The organism is Streptomyces sp. Ag82_O1-12, assembly GCF_900182715.1.
Classification (GTDB): Bacteria; Actinomycetota; Actinomycetes; order Streptomycetales; family Streptomycetaceae; genus Streptomyces; species Streptomyces massasporeus.
In genome coordinates this window covers 5,406,076-5,427,059 of sequence record NZ_FXUW01000001.1, presented here as the reverse complement: position 1 = coordinate 5,427,059, position 20,984 = coordinate 5,406,076, and the positions used below count along the sequence as shown (strand labels likewise).

Genomic DNA, 20,984 nt, shown 5'->3' with positions numbered 1-20,984 from the left:
GGAACTGTGAAACCTGGGGGCTGTTCAGATAAAGACCATGTTTCCGTTGATACGTGACTTCAGCCACTCAAGACCGTACGCAGCCGGTCAGGCTCGGTTGTCGGGGCGTCGCACGTGAAGTTACGGCAGACGTACGCGGCCGGTTCACCGCCGACCAGCGGACGGTCCGCGAGCAGCGGGAACTCCTCGCTCCCCGGGGCGCCCACGGCGACCACCGCACCGGGCGCGGTTCCCAGAAGTGCCGTGCGGTGCAGGGTCCTTGTGCCCTCGTCATCCAGCGCCGTACCCACGACGGCGACCTCGCGCGGACCGTCCAGCACGGCCTCCGCCGCGGCCAGTCCCCAGCCGATGAAGCGGGGCACCCGAGGCCCCAGCGCCTTCACGACCCCCAGCGCCCGTTCGGCGGCGGTGCGGTGAGGCTCGGAGCCGGTGTGCGCGGCATAACTCAGCAGGGCGTTCGCGGCAGCCGTCCAGCCTGACGGGGCCGCGTTGTCGGTCGGGTCCTGCGGGCGGCGGATCAGCCGCTCCGCGTCGGCCGCGGTGTCGTACAGCGAGCCCGACTCCGGGTCCGTGAAGCGGGCCAGGACGTGATCGAGGAGGAACCCGGCGAACTCCAGCCAGACACCCTCCCCGGTGACGGACGCGAGCGCGAGGAAGCCCTCCGCCACATCCGCGTAGTCCTCCAGGACACCCGCGTTGGCGCCGGCGTGGCCGTCCTTGCTGGTGCGGGTGAGCCGGGCCTGCTCGTCCAGATGCAGCCGGACCAGGAGGTCGGCCGCGGCGACGGCGGCCTCGACCAGGTCGGGCCGGTCGAAGTAGGCGCCGGTCTCGGCGAGCGCGGCGATCGCGAGGCCGTTCCAGGCGGCGACGACCTTGTCGTCCCGGCCGGGCGCGGGCCGCTCGGCCCGCGCCGCGAGCAGCCGCTCCGAGATCGAGGCGATCTTCTCCGCGTCGGACACACCATCGCGCACGGGGAGTTGGAGAACGGACGCGCCCTCCTCGAACGTGCCCTCCTCGGTCACACCGAAGTGCTGGGCCGCGAGCTCGGCGTCCTGCTCACCGAGCACCTCCCGCAGCTGCTCGGGCGTCCACACGTAGTACGCGCCCTCGACGTGCTTGCCCGTCCCGTCGTCGCTGTCGGCGTCCAGCGCGGAGGCGAACCCGCCCTCGTTCGTGCGCAGTTCACGCACCATGAAGTCGGCCGTCTCCAGGGCGACGCGCCGCGCGAGCTCCGAGCCGGTGGAGCGCCAGAGGTGGGCGTACACCCGGCACAGCAGGGCGTTGTCGTACAGCATCTTCTCGAAGTGCGGAACGACCCAGTCACGGTCGACGGAGTAGCGGGCGAAGCCGCCCCCGAGCTGGTCGTACATCCCGCCCCGGGCCATCCGCTCGCAGGTGTCCCGCGCCATCTGCAGGGCGCCCTCGGCGCCGGTGCGGGCGTGGTGGCGCAGCAGGAACTCCAGCACCATGGACGGCGGGAACTTCGGCGCCCCGCCGAAACCGCCGCGCTGCGGGTCGTACTCCCGCGTCAGCCCGAGCAGGGCCTGCGCGAGCTCCTCCTCACCGGGGGTCCGCGCGTCGCCGTAGGAGATCTCCCGCCCGGCCAGATCCCGGACGATCTTCCCGGCGACCTCGGTCACCTCGTCCCGCCGCTCGCCCCACGCCTCGTGCACGCCCTGGAGCACCTGCCGGAACGACGGCATGCCCTGGCGGGGAGCGGGCGGGAAGTAAGTGCCGAAGTAGAACGGCTCGGCGTCCGGGGTGAGGAACACGGTCATGGGCCAGCCGCCCTGCCCGGTCGCCGCCTGCACGGCCTCCATGTAGACGGCGTCGACGTCGGGGCGCTCCTCGCGGTCGACCTTGATGTTGACGAAGTGTTCGTTCATGTAAGCGGCCGTCACCTCGTCCTCGAAGCTCTCCTTCGCAAGGACGTGGCACCAATGACAACTCGAGTACCCGACACTCAGGTGCACCGGAACGCCTCGACGACGCGCCTCCTCGAAGGCCCCTCCCGACCAGGGCCACCAATCGACCGGGTTGTCGGCGTGCTGGAGCAGGTACGGGGATGTCTCATGAGCCAGTCGGTTCGGCATACTCCCATCCTGCCTCACAGCGGCCACCCGACCAGGGAACCCGCCCCTCGCCCCTCTCCGCTGCCGGTGTCACGCCAGACCGGCTCGAGGCGGCTGTGGTCCCATGTGTGACTCCCTTTGACGCCGGGGCGCACGACGTAGTGGATCACGACCGACGCGATCGTCTCTCGCTTCTCCGCATCCGTCATCCCTTCCTGCCAGCGTCGCCGCGTGATCTCCGACGGCCGCACATGGGGCGGAGCCTCTTGGAACAGCAGGCGCTCGAGGGCTTCGTCGGCCAGCGGCCCGCTGATGCTGCACCGCCTGCAGGAGCGGCATGCATACGCGTAGGGACTCCGCCGGCTTCTCCCCTTCTGGGCACACAGGGGGCCTCCGCAGATCTCTCCGTTCGGAAGCCGTGCACCACAGCGCAGGAAGCCACTGGCGAGACGGCTGGGAGCGGTGGTTCTCATGGTGCGTCTAGGAGCAGCGCTACCGCGGTGCATGTAGAGGTTTCCGGGAGAGAACGTGGCACACGCCGCCCTCCACTGCTCCGGCGTCACCACGGGCTCCCACCGGCCGAGAACTGGTTCCCCCGTCTCCGGCAGAAGCAGCAACTCGCCTCTGTTGGCTCGGTAACCACACACTCGGGGCGCCGTCATGATCTGTGTGACCGTCTGGGCGTTGGGGCTTCCGCCCCGCGTCCCAGTCACTCCGAGATCACACCATTCCCGTGCGATGGCGCGCACCGCCTTCCCCCCGACACGGTCGGCCACAGCTCTGCGGATCAGTGCCGCCTCGACCGGATGAAGCGTGAGCCTGTCCTCCTGCCAGCCGAAGGGCCTCGGTCCGCTGTGTGGCGCCCCCTCCACCGCACGTGCCCAGTGCCAGTCCGATACACACCGGCTTCTCACGCGCGTCTCGGTCATCGCGGTCTCCAACGACCGCACAGCCCGCATCATTTCCTCCTGGGAGTACGGGTCTCGCATGCCCTGCGGATCCACGTAGACGCGCCCCGGCCTGCTGGTCAGCGCGGCGAAGAACCGGGCAAGGTCCTCCGGGCGGCGATACAGCCGATCGTCCGCGACGCAAACGACACCTTGGATCGCTTGACCACCGGCCGTGCATCCGGCCGACAGCGCGGCAACCAGGGCGTCGAAACCAGGCCTTGGCGCATTTCCCTTCGAGCACTGCGACCGTTGTCGGTGTACGCGGCGACGATCAGGCAACCGTGTTCCCCGGCTGTCCGCTCGTTGATCCGCAGCTGATGACGCACACCATGGCCGTCCCGTTGCCGGAAGGCTTCGGACGTACGGGCGTAGGACACGACTCGGATCCTGCCGTCCCCTTGCCCCTGCGCGTGACCAGTCATTATTCCCCCCGTTCGACAGTCAGCCCACCACTCGCACCAACGAGCGAGTGACGCGTAGGTCACCGGACCGCATCCGTTGATCGTCGCCCCCTCGCGCTCACGCCTCCCACCAAGGACACTCGTAGGCACAGGAGTTGTGGCCGGAGGGGGACCTGACATGCGGGACAGTCATCGGGTGGAGGCCGAGCGGCTGTTGGCGCGGGCCGTCGAAGAGGAGGTGCGCCGCTCGGGCGGGCGCAGTGACGGGAAAGTGCTGCTCGCACGGGCGCGCGGGGGGCTCGACACGATGGCACAGAGCGCGCGCGAGGAGTACGAGGCCTACACGCGCGCCCTGGACGAGGCGGCCGCCGGGCAGCTGACCTTCGGGCAGCGTTACGCCCGGGAGGGTGCCGGGACACCGCTGCTGGTGGCCGGCGTGGCGGCGGTCGCGGCCGTGGTCGCCGACATGGCGCTGGGCACGGGGACCGGGACCGCTCTCGGGGCGGGTGTGACCGTGGGTGTCGTGGGGGCCGCGGCGACGGTGGTGAAGGTGGTCGGGTCGCACGTGCCGGCCGCGAGTCGTCGAGCCGGCGCCGTGAGCCAGCCCGGCGGGCCCGAACAGCTGAGGCTCCAGTGGCTGACGGCGCTGGAGGTGCGGGGCATCCGGCCGTTCCTGGACCAGCAGCGGGTGCTCGCGGCCTCGACCGGGCCGAAGAAGACGGCGCCGCGGCTGCGGGGCGCGGACAAGAGCGCGGCGGCGCGCGGGCGCAATGTCCTGGAGCAGTCCTTCGCGCAGCTCCCCGGGCCGACCGAGCCGTTCGCCGGGCGGCGGCACGAGCTGGCGCAGATCCGCCAGTGGGTGCAGTCGGCCCGGGCGAGCACGGAGACGCAGCCGACCGTGGTCGTGCTGCACGGCACGCCCGGCAGCGGCCGTACGACGCTCGCGGTGCACGCCACGCACGAGCTGAAGGACTACTTCCGGGGTGCCTGCGTCGTCGACCTGCGCGCCGACGGGCCGGGCGAGTCGCCGCTGTCCACCCGCGACGCTCTGCTGCATCTGCTGAACCGGCTCGGCGCGCCCCGCGAGCAGTTGCTGTTCCGCGAGCGCTCCTCCCCCGACCAGCAGGTCAAGCGGCTGAGTGAGCTGTACCACCAGCATCTGACGGGTCTGCCGGTCACGGTCGTCCTCGACGACGCCTCGGACGCGGAGCAGATCCGCGCCCTGGTCCCGGAGCGGTCCGACAGCCTGGTGCTGGTGACCGCGCGGGGGCCGCTGGAGCTGGCGGGCCTGCCCGCCCGGGTGCACCAGCTGGCGGTCGCGCCGCTGGACGCCGCGGGTGCGGAGGAGCTGCTGGGCGCGGCGGCGCAGGATCGTTCCGGGCCGTACGACGCGGAGTCCGCGGACCGGGTCCGGGAGCTGTGCGGCGGACTGCCGCTGGCGCTGCGCATCGCCGGCTCGTGCCTGGGCCCGCGCTCGCCTCGCGCCCTGGCCACGGACCTGGAGGCGTACGGCCCGGTCGAGCCGGTGGAGCGCGCCCTGTGGCTGCGCTACACCGACCAGACGGAGACCGTACGGCGGCTGCTGCGCCGGCTTGCCCTGGCCGGGCGGGCCTCGCTGGGGGCCGCCGCGGCCGCCGCGCTGCTGGCCACGGACGAGGCGGAGGCCAAGCGCCAACTGGAGGTCCTCACCCGTGCCGGTCTGATCGACCATGTCCGGGGCGACCGCTACCGGCTGCACGACCTGGTCCGTTCCTTCGCCCAGGCCCGCCTCCTCGACGAGGAGGACCCGGCCGAGCGGACAGCGGCGCAGGAGCGGCTGATCGTGAACTACGCCGAGCTGGCGGACTCGGTGCTGCGGATGGTCGACGGCAACATGTCGACCCGCACCAATCGCTTCAGCCCGTACGGCTTCACCTCGCTCGACGAGGCGCTGCGCTGGCTGGACGACGAGTCGAGCTTCATCACGGCGGCGCTGCGGCACGCCGAGGGCGTGGACCAGGCGGCGGTGCTGAACCTGCTGGGCGCGCTGTGCGACTACTGCCTGCTGCGCGGCGACCTCTACCGCCTGGGCGAGATCAATGAGCTGGCGCAGGCGGTGGACGAGGGCCTGCTGGTCCGCTCCGTGCAGTGGCGCACCGGCATCGCGGCGCGCCAGCTCGGCGAACTCGACAAGGCCCGCACCACCCTCGCCTCGGTCGTCGACCTCTACCGGGAGGCCCACCACGACGCGGGTGCCGCCCGTGCGCTGTGCTCCCTCGGCATCACCCTGCACCACCAGGGCAATCTGACGGAGGCGTCGGCGAAGCTCCGCGAGGCCATGGCATTGCAGTCCTCGCCCGAGCTGGCGACGGACCGGGCGTGGACGATGCACGCGCTGGCGGCGGTGGAGCGGGACCGGGCCCGGGTGACGGAGGCGCTGCACCTGCTGACCGAGTCGCTGGTGCTGCACCGCGCGGGCGAGTCCGTGCACGGCCAGGCGTGGGCGCACTTCCAGCTCGGTCAGCTGGGCCTGCGCATGGGCGACGTGCCGCGGGCCGAGGCGGAACTGCGGGCGGCCCTGGAGCTGTACGGCCGCACCCGCGACGCCCGGGGCGAGGCCTGGGCGCTGACCCAGCTGGCCCGGGCGCTGCTGGTCGCGGGGGACGCGTCACCGGCGGTGGAGGAGCTGCGCGGGGCCGCCGCCCGGCACCGCGACAACGAGGACGCGCGCGGTGAGGCGTGGACGCTGTACTACCTGGGCCAGGCCCTGGAGGAGACGGGCGATCTCGATTCCGCCGTGCGCGAGCTGGAGCGCGCCCGCACGATGTTCTCCCGCATGCGGGACGTCTACGGTCTGGCCTGCGCCCGCCACCACTCGGCCCGCGTCACCCGCGACCAGCGGGCGGCCCAGACGGGTTCCCTGCGCAACTCGGGCTTCGCCCGGCAGCTGCTGGTCGACGCCCGCGCCGACTTCCAGCGCATCGGTGTCGCCCACGGCGAGGCCTGGACGTGCCTGGAGCTGGTGATCGTGGACGCGGGCAACGCCCGTACCCAGCAGGCCCTGGCCCTGTGCGACGAGGCGGTCGAGCTGTTCGCCTCCTACGGCGACCGCCGCGGCGAGGACTGGGCCCGCTTCCTGCGCTGCACGCTCCTGCCCTACGCGGCCCCGGGCGGCATGGAGGTGGGTACGGCGGTGGCGCAGGAGGAACTGACCCAGCTGTCCCGCGCGAGCCACGACCTGCGCGACCGGAAACTGGACGACTACCTCGACGCGTACCAGCTCCTCCTGGAACGGGGCGTCACCCTGGAGGCAGGCTGGCAGGCCTGGCGCCTCGGCATGGTCCCGAACCGGCACGCGCGCGAGGTGATGGGGGTGGCGGTGGAGTCGAAGGCGTAGGCGCGGGGCGGGCGGCCGCCCCTGTCGGCGGCACGCCTCCCGACGGCCGGGTGCCGCCGGCGAGGGACGCGCCGGGCCCCCCGGGGGTGCTTCACGCTACGGGCGACGCGCTCTTGGCGGCACTCTTCGATGCGCGCGAGGCGATGGGCGTGCGAGGGACGCGCCGGGCTTCCGGGTGCTTCACGCTGCCGGCGACGCGCTCCTGGGCGGCACGCCTCGATGCGCGCGAGGCGATGGGCGTGCCGCTGGAGCGGAAAGCGAAAGCCCCGGGACGGGTGGACCCCCGGCGGACGCGCCGGCGAGGGGGCGCCCCGGGTACTCCCGAGGGTGCTCCGCGCGAGCGCGAGGAGCTCCTGCGCCGCTTCTGCGCGAGGTGCCCGTCGGCGGCACTCCTCGACGGGTGCGAGGCGACGGACGGAACCGAAGGCGTGACCCCCGCGGCGCGCGGGGCGGTCCTTCCGGCGACGCTCCCCGAGGACGGGCAGGGCGACCGTCGAGGTGCTCCGCGATGCGCACCCCGCACCCGTCGGCGGCGATCGGTGCCGGCCACCGACGGGTGGTGTCCCCCCTGGGGGACGTCAGCCTTGCTTCTTGGCGCCCTGGCCGGAGGGCTCCGCTTCCGCGGCGGTCGCGTCCGCGTCCGCCGGGGACTGCTCCGGCTGGTCGGCCTTCGGGTCCGGGACCTGCGTGAAGTCGACCCGGTTCATGTGCCGGCTCATGGACTTCATCAGGGCCCACACCGCCAGGGCCATCGCCGCGAAGACGATGAAGCCGAGGACGCCGGGGGTGACCTTGTCCTCGTCGACCTCCTTGGCGAAGGAGACGAGGTGCGTCATTGCCAGGCTTGCGCTTGCGCTCATGTCAGGCATTGTCGCGGATGCCCGCGAAGAGGTCGTCCTCGGGGAGGGAGGTATCGACGAGGGCCTTCGCCAGCTCGTACTCCTCCGTCGGCCAGACCTCCTTCTGGATCTCCATGGGCACCTTGAACCAGCCGCCGTCCGGGTCGATCTGCGTGGCGTGGGCGATCAGCGCCTTGTCGCGGATCTCGTAGAACTCGGCGCAGGGGATGTGCGTGGTGAGCGTGCGCTGCTTCATGCCGAACTCCTCCCAGCGCTTGAGCCAGTCCCCGTAGGGGGACTCCAGGCCGCGGTCGAGCATCGCCTGGTGCAGGGCCTCGGTGCGCGGGCGGTTGAAGCCCTGGTTGTAGTAGAGCTTCTGCGGCTGGTAGGCGGGGCCGTACTCCGCCTCCGGGTACTTCTCGGTGTCAGCCGCCGACTCGAACGCCACCATCGAGATCTTGTGGGTCATGATGTGGTCGGGGTGCGGGTAGCCGCCGTTCTCGTCGTAGGTGGTGATCACCTGCGGACGGAAGGCGCGGATCTTGCGCACCAGCTCACCGGCCGCGTGATCCACGTCCTCCAGGGCGAAGCAGCCCTCCGGCAGCGGCGGCAGCGGGTCGCCCTCGGGCAGGCCCGAGTCGACGAAGCCGAGCCATTCCTGCTTGACGCCCAGGATCTCCCGGGCCTCGTCCATCTCCTTCTTGCGCACCTCGTGGATGTGCTCCTCGATGTACGCGTCGCCCTGGAGCTTCGGATTGAGGATGGAGCCGCGTTCCCCGCCCGTGCAGGTCACGACCAGCACGTCCACCCCCTCGGACACGTACTTCGCCATGGTCGCCGCGCCCTTGCTCGACTCGTCGTCGGGGTGTGCGTGAACGGCCATCAGTCGCAACTGGTCAGTCAAGACTCAATCCTCAGTAAGTCGGCGCCCTGTGTGCGTCGGCGCAATCAGCGGCTTCTATAGTGACCGAATCGGGGGGCGAATAATTCCGGGGCCCGGCCCCGGAGCCCCTTCCGGGACCTTCGTCCCGGCCCTGCCAGGAGGACGATCATGAGTACGGCGAGCACGCGACCGCCCGAGGGCCGATACGGCCGCTCCTCGGACGAGCGCGCCGACCGCACACTCAAGGTCGTGGGCACCGTCCTCGCGGTGGCCCTGCTGGGTCTCGTCGGCTGGTTCGGCTACCACTACGTCGCCAAGAACGAGATCAGCGCCGAGGTGATCAGCTTCGAGCCGGGCAAGGAGTCCGTGCAGGTGCATCTGGAGGTCCGCAAGGACGCCGGTGCCGACGGCTACTGCACCGTGCGCTCGCAGGCCGAGAACGGGGCCGAGGTGGGCCGGGCCGACTTCCGCTTCGACGGGAACGGGACCCGCATCGACAAGGTCGTCACGCTCCGCACGACCTCCCCGGGGACGACGGCCGAGCTGCTGGGCTGCCACACCGGCTGACAACAATCCGGGCATCACCTGGAATACGTCCTGCCTGACCTGCGTTGACGTGATTCTGGTGGCTTATGTCCTCCCCCTTGGGCCCCCGAATTGTTAGGCTCGTGGTTTCGCCCTTCCGTGAAGGAACATTCTTCTGGGTAGGGCGATGCTTTGTATTCCCAGTACCTACGAGGAGCACCTGTGACCCAGACCAGCGAGAACGTCACCTGGCTGACCCAGGAGGCGTACAACAAGCTCAAGGCTGAGCTTGAGCACCTTACTGGTCCCGCGCGAGCGGAGATCTCCGCGAAGATCGCCGCGGCGCGCGAAGAGGGCGACCTGCGTGAGAACGGCGGGTACCACGCGGCCAAGGAGGAGCAGGGCAAGCAGGAGCTCCGTGTGCGCCAGCTCACCCAGCTCCTCGAGAACGCCAAGGTCGGCGAGGCTCCCGCCGCGAACGGCGCGGTGGCGCCCGGCATGGTCGTCACGATCGCGTTCGACGGCGACGAGGACGACACGCTGACGTTCCTGCTCGCGTCCCGCGAATACGCGAGCTCCGACATCGAGACGTACTCGCCGCAGTCCCCGCTGGGCACCGGCGTGATCGGCCACAAGGTCGGCGAGGACGCGGAGTACGAACTGCCGAACGGCAAGAAGGCCCTGGTGAAGATCCTCAAGGCCGAGCCGTACGAGGGCTGACCCGCCCTTTCCGAACCCTGGTCTGCCCCCGGCGCCGCAGCGGCACCGGGGGCATTCTCATGCCGTCGCCGAGCGGTACTTGCGCACCGCCAGAGTCCGGAAGACCACCACGATCAGGATCGAGTAGATCAGCGAGGCCCAGACGGGGTGCTGCATGGGCCAGGCGTCCGACGGGGACTGGCCCGGGTTGGCGAACAGCACACGGCAGGCCTGGACCGTGGCGCTGAACGGGTTCCACTCGGCGATGTGGCGCAGCCACGGGGTCATGTGGCTGGTGTCGACGAACGCGTTGGAGATGAACGTGACGGGGAAGAGCCAGATCAGGCCGCTGGACGTGGCCGCCTCGGGGGTCCGCACGGACATGCCGATCAGGGCGCCGATCCAGGTGAACGCGTAGCCGAGCAGGAGCAGCAGGCCGAAGGCGGCGAGGACCTTGGCGGCGTTGGTGCTGCCGTCCGACCCGACGCGCCAGCCGACCAGCACGGCGACCGCGGCGAGGACCACCAGGGTCAGGGCCGTCTGCACGGAGTCGGCGAGGGTGCGGCCGGTGAGCACCGCGCCGCGCGCCATGGGCAGGGAGCGGAAGCGGTCGATGAGGCCCTTGTGCATGTCGTCGGCGATGCCGGCGCCGGAGCTGGCGGTGGCGAAGGTGACGGTCTGCGCGAAGATGCCCGCCATCAGGAAGTTCTTGTAGTCGGCGGCGCTGGTGCTGTTGCCGATCTGCATGGAGCCGCCGAAGACGTAGGTGAACAGCACCACGAACATGATCGGCTGGATCAGCCCGTAGATGATCATTTCGGGGATCCGGGACATGCGGATCAGGTTGCGTTTGGCGACGACCATCGAGTCCCGGATCGACTGGCTGACCGGGTTCGCGGTGGGCGCGACCCGCACGGTGTCGGTGACGGCGCTCACTGGGCGGCCTCCTTGTCGTTCTCCTGGTCCTTGATCTCGGCCACGTGTCCCGTCAGGGACAGGAAGACGTCGTCGAGGGTGGGCCTGCGCAGGCCGATGTCGTCGATCTCGATGCCCCGGGTGTCCAGTTCGCGGATGACCTCGGCGAGGAGCTTGGCGCCGCCGGTCACGGGGGCGGTGAGCTTGCGCATGTGCTCCTCGACCGTGGTCTCGCCCTTGCCGAAGCCGGCGAGGACCTCGGCGGCGGCCTGGATGTGCTCGCGCTGGTGCACCACGACCTCGACGCGCTCGCCGCCGGTGCGGGCCTTGAGCTGGTCGGAGGTGCCCTGGGCGATGACCTTGCCGTGGTCGACCACCGCGATGTCGTGCGCCAGGTGGTCGGCCTCCTCCAGGTACTGCGTGGTGAGCAGCAGCGTGGTGCCGCCGGAGACCAGTTGCTTGATGACCTCCCACAGCTGCTGGCGGTTGCGGGGGTCGAGGCCGGTCGTCGGCTCGTCCATGAACATCACGGGCGGAGAGACGACCAGGGCCGCCGCGAGGTCGAGGCGGCGGCGCATGCCGCCCGAGTAGGTCTTGGTGGGGCGGTCGGCGGCGTCCGCGAGGTGGAACTGCTCCAGCAGTTCGGCCGCGCGCTGCTTCGCCGCCTTGGCCCGCATCTGGTACAGCTGGCCGACCATCTGGAGGTTCTCCCGGCCGGTCAGGTATTCGTCGACGGCCGCGAACTGGCCGGACAGCCCGATGGAGCGGCGGACCGCGTCGGGCTGCTTGAGCACGTCGATGCCCGCGACGACGGCCCGCCCGCTGTCGGGTCGCAGCAGGGTGGTCAGGCAGCGGACGGTGGTGGTCTTGCCCGCGCCGTTCGGCCCGAGCAGACCGAGGACCGTGCCCTCGGGCACGTCGAGGTCGACGCCGTCCAAGGCCTTTACGTCACCGAAGGTCTTGACCAGACCTTCGGCGTAGATGGCGCCTGGCATATGAGTCTCCACGTCTTCGGGGATGACCGGACAGACGTCCGGTGAGGCTTCTCACCGACACACCATAACGCGATGTATCGCGTCTCACAATGAGTTTTTCCGCGTTGCGCTCAGTGAGACGAAAGGATCTTGAACGGGCCGGGGACAGGCTCCTGACCGGGACGGGAGCCCGCTCAGCCGATGACCGTGTAACCCGCCTCGCGCAGCGCCTGACCCACCTCGGCGCAGTGCGCCGGGCCCTTCGTCTCCAGGTGCAGCTCGACCTCCGCCTCCGTGAGCCCGAGCCGCGGGTCGGTTCGGACGTGGCTCACATCGAGGACGTTAGCGTCGACCACTGACAACACGCCCAGAAGAGTGGCAAGAGCACCGGGCCGGTCCGTCAGCCGCAGCCGGACCGCCAGGTAGCGGCCCTGCGCGGCCATGCCGTGCCGCAGCACCCGCTCCATCAGCACCGGGTCGACGTTGCCGCCGGACAGCACCGCCACGACCGGCCCCTCGAAGGCGCCGGGCGCACTCATCAGCGCCGCGACCGGGCTCGCGCCGGCCGGCTCGACGACCAGCTTGGCCCGCTCCAGGCACAGCAGCAGCGCGGCGGACAGCTCGTCCTCGCTGACCGTGCGCACCTCGTCGACCAGCTCGCCGACGATCCCGAACGGCACGTCACCGGGCCGCCCGACCTTGATGCCGTCGGCCATCGTCGCCGGGTTCTCGACCGACACCGGCCGGCCCGCCGCCAGCGAGGGCGGGTAGGCCGCCGCGCCCGCCGCCTGCACGCCCACCACCCGCACATCCGGCCGCAGCGACTTCACCGCCACCGCGATCCCGGCGGCCAGCCCGCCCCCGCCGATGCCGACGAGGATCGTGCGCACCTCCGGGCACTGCTCCAGGATCTCCAGGCCCACCGTCCCCTGGCCCGCGATGATGTCGGGGTGGTCGAAGGGGTGGATGAACACCGCGCCCGTCTCGGCCGCGTACTCCTGCGCGGCGGCCAGCGTCTCGTCGACCACCTGGCCGTGCAGCCGCACCTCGGCCCCGTAGTCCCGGGTGGCGCTGACCTTGGGCAGCGGGGCGCCCTTCGGCATGAACACCGTGGAACGCACGCCGAGCAGGGCGGACGCGAGGGCGACGCCCTGCGCGTGGTTGCCGGCGCTCGCGGCGACGACACCGGCGGCGCGCTCCTCCGGCAGCAGACCGGCGATCCGGACATAGGCGCCGCGCAGCTTGAACGAGCCCGTCCGCTGGAGGTTCTCGCACTTGAGATGCACCGGCGCACCGACTGTCTGGGACAGGTGCCTGCTGCCCTCCATCGCGGTCACCCGCGCCACACCCGCGAGCATCTTCTGCGCTCCGCGCACGTCGTCGAGGGTGACGGGCCGAAAGGAGTCAGCCGTGCTGTAGCTCATGACTCCAGCATCGCAGTTCACAGGCGGGAACGACCGTTGTGACCAACCTCCGAGACCCGCTTTGCACAGCGCCGGTACGGCCTGCCTTCTAGCCGCGTACCCTGTCCCCCAATCTGCCAGCCCTCCACGAAGTGAGCCCCCGGCGATGCCCACAACACCTGAAATGTCGATGGACATGACGACCGTCGGTGACACCGGTCTTCTCGACACGCTGCAGCACGAGGTGGCGCTGTTCGCCCGCCGTGCCGAACAGACCCGGCTCGGCGGAGTCGGGCAGGTGCGCAACTCCATGGACCGCGCCGCGTACCTGCTGCTCAACCGCCTCGACAAAGAAGGTCCGATGGGCGTCAAGGCGCTCGCCGCGAGCATGGGGATCGACTCGTCGACGGTCACCCGGCAGGTGGCTCCCCTCGTCGACACCGGACTGGTCAAGCGCACCTCCCACCCCGAGGACGGACGCGCGGTGGTGCTGCAGCTGTCCCCGCGCGGGCAGGCCCGGCTGGAGGAAGTGCGCTCCTCCCGGCGCCAGTTGATGGCCGAGCTGACCCGCGACTGGGAGCCCGACGAGCGCGAGGCGTTCTGCGACCTCCTCACCCGCTTCAACACCGCGCTGTCCTCCCGGATGGCGGCGCAGGGGGTGCCCGGGCCTGAGGCACAGCCGGAGTCCTGAACGCCGTACCGCGGGGAATCCGGTGCCACGGCCCGGGCTCCACGCGTGCGTGGCGCCGACCGAGCCGTGCGCGGCTCTTGACCTCGGGGCCGTACCTGGCCTGATATGAGATCGGGCCCCGGTCGCGCGCGGCCGGGTTGCCCGCATCCTCAGGGTCGCCGTCAGGCGGGAGGCGCGGTGCTGGAGCGGCATGCGTCCCGGGCAACCCGTCGCGCCCGGGAGTTCGAGGCGTTCGTCGCGGGCGCGGCCGGGCGGCTGCTGCACGCCGCCACACTGCTCACCGCCGAGGCGCCCGACGACAACCCTCGCGCGCGGCGCCTGCTGACGCTGTCGCTGGCGCACACCTACGCGAGCTGGGACCGGCTGCACGGCGAGGACCCGTACGACCGCACCCGCCAGTACCTGGCCACCCGATTCGCGCGCGGCACATGGCACCACTACGGCGCGCTCGGCCGCTCCCGGCCGCATCCCGCGAGCCCCCTGGCCCCGCTCACCCCCCAGGAACGGCTGATCCTGGTCCTCGGGCTCCACGAGGGCGTCGCCGAGGAGCAGACGGCGGCCCTGCTGGGCCTGTCCCCCGAGCGCGTACGGGCGATCCGCCACCGGGCGACGTCGATCCTGCTGCACCGGCCGCGGGACCCGGCGCCCGCGGTGACGGCCGCGAAGGCGGTGCGGTCATGAGCCCGTCCGGCGATCGGAGAGCGGCATGAGCGGGAACGACCGCGAGGCGGCCGTACGGCGGCTCCTGGAGCAGGCGCCGCGGCCCGTGCCGCCCGAGATCCACACCGAGGCGGTGCGCCGCGGCGGACGCATGCTGCGGCGCAGGACGCTCGCCCGCCGCCTGATGTGGCTGCTGCTGCTCGCGGCGGCCGTGGCGTTCACCGTGTGGGCGCTGACCGCCCGCCCGTGGGTGGAGCCGCCGTCCGACACGACTCCACCCCTCACCGGCTGGTGACCCCGCGAGGGGAACCGGCTCTAGCCGAGCGCCTGCTGCAGGTCCTCCAGCAGGTCCTCGGCGTTCTCGATGCCGACGGACAGACGCACCAGGTCGGCCGGTACCTCCAGGGCCGAACCGGCCACGGAGGCGTGCGTCATGCGGCCGGGGTGCTCGATCAGCGACTCGACGCCGCCCAGGGACTCGCCCAGCGTGAAGATCTTGGCGCGGTTGCACACCTCGACGGCCGCTTCCTCGCCGCCCGCGACGCGGAAGGAGACCATGCCGCCGAACGACTTCATCTGCTTGGCGGCGACCTCGTGCCCGGGGTGCTCCGGCAGGCCCGGGTACAGCACGCTCGTCACGAGCGCGTGCCGCGTGAGCATGTCGGCGACCTTGACGGCGTTCTCGCTGTGCCGGTCCATGCGCACGGAGAGCGTCTTGGTGCCGCGCAGCACCAGCCAGGAGTCGAAGGGCCCGGCGACCGCGCCCATCGCGTTCTGGTGGAAGGCCAGTTCCTCGCCGAGGCCGGCGTCGGCGGTGACCAGGGCGCCGCCGACGACGTCGGAGTGGCCGCCCATGTACTTGGTCAGCGAGTGCACGACGACGTCCGCGCCCAGCGACAGTGGCTGCTGGAGGTAGGGCGTGGCGAAGGTGTTGTCGACGACGAGGCGGGCGCCGGCGTCCCGGGCGACCTGGGCGACCGCGGCGATGTCGGTGATACCGAGCAGCGGGTTGGAGGGGGTCTCCACCCAGACGACCTTGGTCTTCGGGGTGAGGGCGGCCCGCACGGCGGCGGGGTCGCTCGTGTCGGCGACCGACCACTCCACGCCCCAGCGGGCGACGACCTTGGCGAACAGGCGGAACGTGCCACCGTACGCGTCGTTCGGGATGACCACGTGGTCCCCGGGGGCGAGCAGCGTACGCAGCAGGCAGTCCTCGGCCGCCAGCCCGGACGCGAACGCGAGCCCGCGGCGGCCGCCCTCCAGGGCGGCGAGGTTCTCCTCCAGCGCGGTCCTGGTGGGATTGGCGCTGCGGCTGTACTCGTAGCCGCCGCGCAGTCCGCCGACGCCGTCCTGCTTGTAGGTCGAGACCTGGTAGATCGGCGGGACGACCGCGCCCGTCAGGGGGTCGGCGGTGTTGCCCGCGTGGATCGCGAGCGTCTCGAAGTGCTGACTGATGTGCCTGTCGCTCATGAGCACCGAGGGTAGTGCGCCGACGCGACGCGTGCCGGGGTACGGGGGGCGAGCCAGGGTTTTCCACAGGCCGCGGGACGGCTCGGGCCCCGCGTTTTCCACAGGTTCCGGGAGCAGGTTGGCCAATTGTCGGCGCGGTCTGGTTCGCTTGTTGCATGGAGATTCTGTGGGTCCTGATCGCGCTGGTCATGCTGGGCTTCGTGCTGCTCCCCTTCCTGCGGCGCAGGCGCGGTGGTGCGATCGGGCTGGTCTCCCCCGACCACCCGGACGCGGCGGACCCGGCGAACTACGGCTTCGTCCGCGAGGAGGAGCTCGACATCCGCATGCCGGGCGCCGATGAGGACCTGCTGGACGTCCTGGACGTGGTGCAGCGCACGCAGGACCACCGCGCCGCACAGCAGCTCCTGGCGGGCACGGAGACGGAGGGCGAGCGGCGCTGGCAGCGCGTGCAGGCCTTCGCGGGCGCGGCCTCGCTGGAGCTGTCGCGGCGGCCCGGCGGGGTGAGCGAGGCGCCGGGCGGGCAGTGGCTGCGCGTGTGGCGGGCCGAGGCACCCAAGGACGCGGGCGGTGCGGCGGTGCACGCCGAGTTCCTGGTGCAGCAGGCGTGGCGGACGGCGACGCCGGGGACGGACGAGTTCCGGATCATCATGGAGGAGGCGAGGACGGCGTGCGGCGAGGCGGCGCTGCTCGCCCCCGGTGACCCGATCCCGTACATCGTCGAGCTGTCGGTGGCCCGCGGGCTCGGCTACTCCCAGAAGGACTTCGAGCAGGTCTGGCTGAAGATTTTGGACCGCGCCCCGGCCCACATGGGGGCGCACCTGTCCGCGCTGCACTACTGGTGCGAGAAGTGGCACGGCTCCCGTGCCGAGGCGTACGCGTTCGCCGAGGCCGCCGCGGCCCGGGCGCCCCGGGGCTCCCTCCTCTCGGCGATGCCCCTCTTCGCGGTGTTCGAGCACCTCCCCGAGGTGACCCTCGTGGCGAACTTCTGGCAGAGCGAGGTCGTCACGAAGGCGGTGCACGGCGCCCTGCACGCGGTGCACTCGGCCCGCGCCGACGACCCGATGCTGGCGCATGTGCGGCACATGCTGGTCTTCTTCCTGGTCCGGGGCGAGCGCTGGTCGGAGGCCATGAACCAGCTGATACACATCGACGGCCACGTGGGCGCCCTGCCCTGGACCCTGTCGGCCGATCCGGCGGCGGAGTTCGCGGTGTACCGGGCGCTGGCGGTGGCGGGCTACGAGGCGAACGGCGGCAGCCCGGCGAGCCTGCCGCACTGAGCCCCGACCGGGGCCCGAACCCGGCCCCTGCCCGCCCGGACCCCGCCGGAATTCCGGGCGGTGGCGGCGCGTTGAGGGGGGCGTCGCACCGATTGGAGACCGCATGTTCCCGCACAACCGCACGCCCCAGCTGCCGACCGCCGAGCAGGCGCTGCCCGGGCGCCCGGAGCCGGCGTTCACGGTCCCCGACCGCCACACCGTCCTCGGCAACCCGCTGCTCGGCCCGTACCCCGAGGGCCTGGAGACCGCCGACTTCGGCCTGGGCTGCTTCTGGGGCGCGGAGCGCACGTTCTGGCAGCTCCCGGCCGGTGTGTGGACGACCCTCGTCGGCTACCAGGGCGGCCACACCGAGAACCCCACGTACGAGGAGGTCTGCTCGGGCCTGACCGGCCACACCGAGGTCGTACGGGTGGTCTTCGACCCGGAGCGGATCTCGTACGAGCGCCTCCTGAAGACGTTCTGGGAGTCGCACGACCCGACGCAGGGCTTCCGCCAGGGCAACGACGTGGGCACGCAGTACCGCTCGGCCGTCTACACCCACACCCCCGCGCAGGAGACCACCGCCAAGGCCTCCCGCGAGGCGTACCAAAAGGTCCTGACGTCCTCCGGCTACGGCACCGTCACCACGGAGATCGTCACGACTGAGGGCCGCCCCTTCTACCCGGCGGAGGGCTATCACCAGCAGTACCTGGACAAGAACCCCGCGGGCTACTGCGGCATCGGCGGGACGGGAGTGTCCTGCCCGGTCGGCGTGGCCCCGGCCGCGGGGTGAGAGCCCGCTCCTGAGGTACGGGGCTGCTGCGGGCGCCCCGTCAGCCCGTAGGGTGCCTGCGTGACTGCGCCCCTGAGTTCTGACAGGTCCCGTGCCGCGCTGCGGATATCCGCGCGGGTTTCCGCCGAGTTGCTGCTGGTGTTCGCCATGTCCGCCGTGACGTTGTGGTTGCTGGGCCGGATGTGGTCCGTGGTGTGGCCGCTGGTGGTCGGGCTGCTGCTGACGACGCTGACCTGGCCCGCGGCCCGGTTTCTGCGCCGGCGCGGGTGGCCGCCCGCGCTGGCCGCCTCGGCCGTGACCGTGCTGTTCCTGCTGGTCGCCGCCGGTGTGGTGGCATTGATCGCCGTACCGGTGGCATCCCAGTCCGGGGAGCTGACGGACGGTGTCGTGGAGGGCATCCAGCGGCTGCGCGAGTGGGCCGCCGGGCCGCCGCTGAACATCGGGGACGCGCAGATCAACAAGGCCTTCGACAGCGCGGTCTCCCGCGCCCAGGAAGGCATCGGCAGCATGGTGGGCGCTGTCGTCACGGGCGTGAGCACCGTGGTGAACGGCGTCGTCACCGCCGTCCTCGCGCTCTTCCTGATGTTCTTCTTCCTCAAGGACGGCCCGCGGTTCCTGCCGTGGCTGTCCCGTCAGCTGCCCGGCCGGCTCGCCACCGACGTCCCGACCGTGTTCGATCGCGGCTGGGCCACTCTGGGTGCCTTCGTACGGTCCCAGGCGGCCGTCGGTCTGCTCGACGCCGTCCTGATCGGCCTGGGCCTGTGGATCCTGGGTGTGCCGCTGGTGCTGCCGCTGGCGGTGCTGACCTTCGTCTCGGCGTTCGTGCCGATCATCGGCGCCCTGTTCGCCGGCTTCGTCGCGGTGCTCATCGCGCTCGTGTACAACGGTCTGACGGACGCGCTGATCGTGCTGGCCATCATCGTCGTGGTGCAGCAGCTCGAGGGCAACGTCTTCCAGCCCATGATCCAAAGCCGCGGGCTCGGCCTGCACGCGGCGGTGGTGCTGCTCGCGGTGACCCTGGGCGGCAGCCTGGCAGGCATCGTGGGCAGCCTGCTCGCCGTGCCCGTGGCGGCGCTGATCGCGGTGGTCTGGAACTACGTGCGTGAGCAGCTCGTCGATCCGGCGGGCGAGGCGGGGACCGACGAATCCGACGCGGGAGCCGCCGTCCCGTCGTAACGGCACAGCCGCGGGGCGCGCAGGCGGCGTCCGGCGCACCAACGGCCCCGCCCAGGTCGCGGGGCCGCTCCTCGCTTGCGAGTCTGCAGGCGAAAGGAGAGCCGCCTCATGATTCCTGTCGCCACGTCACCCGTGCGTCTGGAGGCGTCCGTCGATCCCCGCCTGTCCCGGTGGATGTGGCTGGTGAAATGGCTGCTCGCCATCCCGCACTACATCGTGCTGGTGTTCCTGTGGATCGGGTTCGTCGTCGTGACCGTGATCGCCTTCTTCGCGATCCTGTTCACCGCCCGGTACCCGCGGTCCCTGTTCGACTACAACGTCGGCGTGCTGCGCTGGAACTGGCGCGTCAGCTACTACGCGCACACGGCCCTCGGCACCGACCGGTACCCGCCGTTCACCCTCGCCGACGTGCCCGACTACCCGGCGCACTTCGATGTCGTCTACCCCGAGCGGCTGTCCCGCGGGCTGGTCCTGGTGAAGTGGTGGCTGCTGGCGATCCCGCAGTACATCGTCGTCGCGATGTTCGCCGGAGGAGGCTGGGGCGACGGGGACAGCTGGCGGGGCGGCGGGCTGATGCCGTTCCTCTCCCTGGTGGCCGTCGTCATCCTGCTCTTCACGGCCCGCTACCCGCGGCACCTCTTCGACTTCCTGATCGGCCTCGCCCGCTGGGCGGCCCGGGTGACGGCGTACGCCGCGCTGCTGACGGACCAGTACCCGCCGTTCCGGCTCGACCAGGGCGGCCAGGAGCCCTCACCGGCCTCACCGTCACCGGCGGACCCACTGACCAAGACCTGACCTCGCGAAGCGCGCAATCCGCAGCGGAAGCGCTTCCTCCCGCCCTACGCTCCCTCGCATGGTTCTCAGACGAGCGTTACAGCTGATCATGGTCATCGCTCTGGCCCTGGCGGGGGCGGTCCAGGGCGGAGTGAGCCCGGCACGGGCCGAGCAGAACGGGACCTCGGCCGGGCGGCAACTGCTGTTCTACAACCACGCCTACGGTGTGCTCGACCGGGCCACCGCGGACGCCATCGAGCACTCCTCGTATCTGCGGGACTTCGCCAACTTCCAGGTCCGCACCACCACCGGTTCCGGCGGGCAGACGTGGACGGGCCGCTATCTGATGGGGCGCGAGACCTACTTCGAGCTGTTCGGGGTGGGTGACGTGCCCGGCAAGGACGGCACCCTCGGCTCCGCCGGCCTGGGCGTGTCCACCGAGCGCGCCGGTGACCTTCCCACGGTGATCGAACGGCTGCGGAAGGCCGGGATCAGCGACCCGGTCGAGTTCCAGCAGACGCGCGACTTCGGCGACGGCGTCCCCGTGCCCTGGTTCGACGCGGTCTTCACCACCGACCAGTACGACCTCTTCGGCGCCTGGGGGATGGAGTACCGGCCGGAGTACTTCGCCGACCCGCGTGGCAACACCGAGCCCGCCTCCCACCCCGGTGACGTGGGCCGGGAGCGCTACCTGTCCGACGCCTACCGCGACCACCTGATGCGGGACGTGACGGACATCCGGCTCGCCGTGACGGCACGGGACCTCGCGAGCACGGTGCCGCTGCTGAAGGCCGGCGGTTTCGCGGTCCGGTCCCTGCCGGGCGGGGGCGCCGTCGCGAAGGGCGGCGGCACGACGATCCGGTTCGACTCCGTGCCCCTGGACCAGGTGGGTCTCCGGCAGATCGAGATGTCGCTGAACCACCCGGTGTCGTACCGGCACGTGGAGCGGATCGGCCACTCGGCCCTCGTGGTCGGCCCGGGGTCCCGCGCGGTGTGGACCTTCGAGGAGCAGGACCGGCCGGCCGCCGGGTAGGACCGACCAGGGGCCAGGACCGGAGGACGTCGGGTAGGGCGAGGTGTCAAACCCGGCGGACACCGGCCCGGAACAGGAGCCAGGACCGGAGGAC

At 71.5% G+C, this 20,984-nt stretch carries 20 protein-coding genes; 11 read left to right on the top strand and 9 right to left on the bottom strand.

All coding sequences use genetic code 11. The features are described from left to right. Positions 1-59 precede the first annotated feature (59 nt). From QOL88_RS25035 to QOL88_RS25030, 3 genes are all read right to left on the bottom strand, one after another. Entirely contained in the window at positions 60-2,093 is a 2,034-nt protein-coding gene (locus QOL88_RS25035; RefSeq protein WP_179878952.1) for a thioredoxin domain-containing protein, read from the bottom strand. A 14-nt stretch (positions 2,094-2,107) separates the two neighbouring features. Continuing rightward, entirely contained in the window at positions 2,108-3,001 is an 894-nt protein-coding gene (locus QOL88_RS38930) for a recombinase family protein (RefSeq protein WP_179878951.1), read from the bottom strand. Positions 3,002-3,099: 98 nt separating this feature from the next. Further along, positions 3,100-3,399, bottom strand: a complete 300-nt coding sequence (locus QOL88_RS25030) for a recombinase family protein (protein ID WP_143668886.1) — start codon at positions 3,397-3,399, stop codon at positions 3,100-3,102. Between the two features lie 202 nt (positions 3,400-3,601). Between QOL88_RS25030 and QOL88_RS25025 the strand changes: the two genes are divergently transcribed. Then, positions 3,602-6,799 carry a tetratricopeptide repeat protein gene (locus tag QOL88_RS25025; protein ID WP_097219740.1) on the top strand — a complete coding sequence of 1,066 codons (3,198 nt, stop codon included), beginning with the start codon at positions 3,602-3,604 and terminating at the stop codon, positions 6,797-6,799. 578 nt (positions 6,800-7,377) lie between these two features. Here the strand turns inward: QOL88_RS25025 and QOL88_RS25020 are convergent. Then, positions 7,378-7,668, bottom strand: a complete 291-nt coding sequence (locus QOL88_RS25020) for a hypothetical protein (RefSeq protein ID WP_097219737.1) — start codon at positions 7,666-7,668, stop codon at positions 7,378-7,380. Then, on the bottom strand, positions 7,661-8,542 hold the full coding sequence (gene mca / locus QOL88_RS25015) for a mycothiol conjugate amidase Mca (RefSeq protein ID WP_033311300.1): 882 nt from the start codon (positions 8,540-8,542) through the stop codon (positions 7,661-7,663). Before mca ends, QOL88_RS25020 begins: the two co-directional genes overlap by 8 nt. A gap of 147 nt (positions 8,543-8,689) precedes the next feature. On the opposite strand from mca, the gene QOL88_RS25010 reads away from it, so the two are divergent. Further along, on the top strand, positions 8,690-9,088 hold the full coding sequence (locus QOL88_RS25010; RefSeq protein ID WP_097219734.1) for a DUF4307 domain-containing protein: 399 nt from the start codon (positions 8,690-8,692) through the stop codon (positions 9,086-9,088). Between the two features lie 180 nt (positions 9,089-9,268). Next, on the top strand, positions 9,269-9,766 hold the full coding sequence (greA, locus tag QOL88_RS25005) for a transcription elongation factor GreA (RefSeq protein WP_062928785.1): 498 nt from the start codon (positions 9,269-9,271) through the stop codon (positions 9,764-9,766). Between the two features lie 57 nt (positions 9,767-9,823). Here the strand turns inward: greA and QOL88_RS25000 are convergent, their stop codons facing one another. The 3 genes from QOL88_RS25000 to ilvA form a co-directional block, all read right to left on the bottom strand. Further along, entirely contained in the window at positions 9,824-10,681 is an 858-nt protein-coding gene (locus tag QOL88_RS25000; RefSeq protein WP_097219731.1) for an ABC transporter permease, read from the bottom strand. Continuing rightward, on the bottom strand, positions 10,678-11,655 hold the full coding sequence (locus tag QOL88_RS24995) for an ATP-binding cassette domain-containing protein (protein ID WP_097219729.1): 978 nt from the start codon (positions 11,653-11,655) through the stop codon (positions 10,678-10,680). Before QOL88_RS24995 ends, QOL88_RS25000 begins: the two co-directional genes overlap by 4 nt. 173 nt (positions 11,656-11,828) lie before the next feature. Next, complete coding sequence (gene ilvA / locus QOL88_RS24990) at positions 11,829-13,058, bottom strand: threonine ammonia-lyase (RefSeq protein WP_097219727.1); 1,230 nt, start codon at positions 13,056-13,058, stop codon at positions 11,829-11,831. A gap of 163 nt (positions 13,059-13,221) precedes the next feature. On the opposite strand from ilvA, the gene QOL88_RS24985 reads away from it, so the two are divergent. The 3 genes from QOL88_RS24985 (at position 13,222) to QOL88_RS24975 (ending at position 14,683) form a co-directional block, all read left to right on the top strand. Further along, the gene (locus QOL88_RS24985) at positions 13,222-13,728 is read left to right on the top strand and encodes a MarR family winged helix-turn-helix transcriptional regulator (protein ID WP_097219724.1); all 507 of its coding nucleotides are present in this window, start codon (positions 13,222-13,224) and stop codon (positions 13,726-13,728) included. 177 nt (positions 13,729-13,905) lie between these two features. Then, a complete protein-coding gene (locus QOL88_RS24980; RefSeq protein WP_097219722.1) occupies positions 13,906-14,409 on the top strand; it encodes a sigma factor-like helix-turn-helix DNA-binding protein in 504 nt (167 codons plus the stop codon). A gap of 25 nt (positions 14,410-14,434) precedes the next feature. After that, positions 14,435-14,683, top strand: coding sequence for a hypothetical protein (locus QOL88_RS24975; RefSeq protein WP_097219719.1), 249 nt, complete (start codon positions 14,435-14,437; stop codon positions 14,681-14,683). 20 nt (positions 14,684-14,703) lie between these two features. On the opposite strand, the gene QOL88_RS24970 is transcribed toward QOL88_RS24975, so the two are convergent. After that, positions 14,704-15,858: a cystathionine gamma-synthase gene (locus QOL88_RS24970; protein ID WP_097219716.1), complete on the bottom strand. Its 1,155-nt coding sequence runs from the start codon at positions 15,856-15,858 to the stop codon at positions 14,704-14,706. Between the two features lie 155 nt (positions 15,859-16,013). On the opposite strand from QOL88_RS24970, the gene QOL88_RS24965 reads away from it, so the two are divergent. The 5 genes from QOL88_RS24965 to QOL88_RS24945 all read left to right on the top strand — a co-directional run bounded on the left by QOL88_RS24965 (position 16,014) and on the right by QOL88_RS24945 (position 20,890). Next, complete coding sequence (locus QOL88_RS24965; protein WP_097219714.1) at positions 16,014-17,135, top strand: hypothetical protein; 1,122 nt, start codon at positions 16,014-16,016, stop codon at positions 17,133-17,135. A gap of 103 nt (positions 17,136-17,238) precedes the next feature. Continuing rightward, positions 17,239-17,907 (top strand): peptide-methionine (S)-S-oxide reductase MsrA, encoded by a 669-nt coding sequence (msrA, locus tag QOL88_RS24960; RefSeq protein WP_097219712.1) that lies wholly within the window; start codon positions 17,239-17,241, stop codon positions 17,905-17,907. 60 nt (positions 17,908-17,967) lie between these two features. Beyond that, on the top strand, positions 17,968-19,083 hold the full coding sequence (locus QOL88_RS24955) for an AI-2E family transporter (RefSeq protein WP_097219709.1): 1,116 nt from the start codon (positions 17,968-17,970) through the stop codon (positions 19,081-19,083). 108 nt (positions 19,084-19,191) lie between these two features. Then, complete coding sequence (locus QOL88_RS24950) at positions 19,192-19,878, top strand: DUF4389 domain-containing protein (RefSeq protein WP_097219706.1); 687 nt, start codon at positions 19,192-19,194, stop codon at positions 19,876-19,878. Between the two features lie 82 nt (positions 19,879-19,960). Then, positions 19,961-20,890, top strand: coding sequence for a DUF5829 family protein (locus QOL88_RS24945; protein WP_097223174.1), 930 nt, complete (start codon positions 19,961-19,963; stop codon positions 20,888-20,890). Positions 20,891-20,984: the final 94 nt, after the last annotated feature.